This window comes from Leptospira ognonensis (genome assembly GCF_004770745.1).
Classification (GTDB): domain Bacteria; phylum Spirochaetota; class Leptospiria; order Leptospirales; family Leptospiraceae; genus Leptospira_A; species Leptospira_A ognonensis.
This window is the reverse complement of record NZ_RQGD01000018.1, coordinates 1-1,378: the sequence shown is the minus strand read 5'-3', so window position 1 is coordinate 1,378 and position 1,378 is coordinate 1. Positions and strand designations below refer to the sequence as shown.

The following is a 1,378-nucleotide window of genomic DNA, read 5'->3' as shown; positions in this document are numbered from 1 at the left end:
ATTATCATCTTATATCCTTTACTCGTTTGTTTAACACTTTTTCTTTTTGATAAGATATTTTTTTTACCCATAGTTGTTGAAAATACTCACAGTTGGAAGAAAATTGAGCGGTCATTTTATGATTACAAAGAAGACTTATTCAATGTTATGTTGGAGAATCATAGAAAATTTCCAGAAAGAAAAGTAGGAGTGATTCTTGGTAGTTCCAGATCTGGTGAATTTGATACAGAAGGGATAAAAAAATTATTAAAAAATACAGATACGTATAATTTTGCAGCACCCTTTGGCCCTATCTCGTTCCAGTTTTATTGGATGGAAAGGATACTTGCCGCAAATCTACCGATTTCCTATTTTATGGTAGAGGTAGATCCCTTACTGTTTACCAAATCAGCAATCACATATTCTTTAAACGGCTCTTATGATTGGAAGTTCGTTCTTTTTAATACTGATTTTTACCGGATTCCTTCTGCCAATGCATGGTCTGCTGATTCTAATGGGTTCTCTGTAGATGAATCGGAGACATTCTTTTTGAAAAAGTTTTTTGCTCTCTATAAATACCCAATTGATCCTGGTGCCATTAAAGCAAATAATAAAGAAATTGAAGTAGGTTTTATACCCGGTATTACCGGCGGAATCACTGGTAAAGATCATAAGAGAAGTTTTTTGGAGAAAATTAAGGAAGCAAACCGTACGTTGTTAGGTGCTATGCCGAACGAAATCAAATTTGCAAATGCTGACTTTTTCCTAGAAAAAGATGCAGAAAATTTATATACCACGCACATGAACCCGTATCGAATTTCTTTAACACAGATTTCCTTTTTTAAAAGAATCCTAAAGTTAATGAAAGGAAAAGATATCCCAGTAATTTTTTATTACCCTGTCGTGGCACCTGCTTTAAAAGTTAGAATGGAAAGAGGAGGAGTCTTACAAGACTTCCAAGCTCATACTTTAAAGCTGATAGAAGAATACGGGAAAACGGAAAAGACAAGGTTTATTATTTCTGATCCTAGCATATCTCCCAATTGGACCTGTAAGGATTTTGTAGATGCACTCCATCTCAGTGGAGCCTGTTTTCCTAATTTATTACCAATTTTGTTTTCGAAAGAAATTCGGAATTAGTTCTGTTTCATCTCCTCGTTTCTTTTTTTTAAAAGGGGGAGTTGCACATATTTTTTAAAAATAATATACCCAGTAAAGGCAAACACCAAATAGACGGGAACGATAATGTTTTTCATATGTTTGAAATTTTCATGATTAAAAGTTCCGAATCGTTCATCCAGTATAGAAAAAAGTAGAACAATGCCAGAATAAGCAAAAAGTGAGAAAATTAGATAAAGGGTGGTCGATTTTAAAAGCCAAAGCGTCGAACCAAGATCGA

The 1,378-nt window shown here is 34.0% G+C and carries 1 protein-coding gene and 1 pseudogene; one reads left to right on the top strand and one right to left on the bottom strand.

All coding sequences use genetic code 11. The annotated features are described in order from the left end of the window. Positions 1–1,119, top strand: coding sequence for a DUF1574 family protein (locus tag EHQ58_RS05215; protein WP_135622824.1), 1,119 nt, complete (start codon positions 1–3; stop codon positions 1,117–1,119). Here EHQ58_RS05215 and EHQ58_RS18840 read toward each other — a convergent pair. Then, a pseudogene (locus tag EHQ58_RS18840) lies at positions 1,116–1,378 on the bottom strand (hypothetical protein); the annotation flags it as partial. The gene EHQ58_RS05215 and the pseudogene EHQ58_RS18840 sit on opposite strands and share 4 nt — an antisense overlap.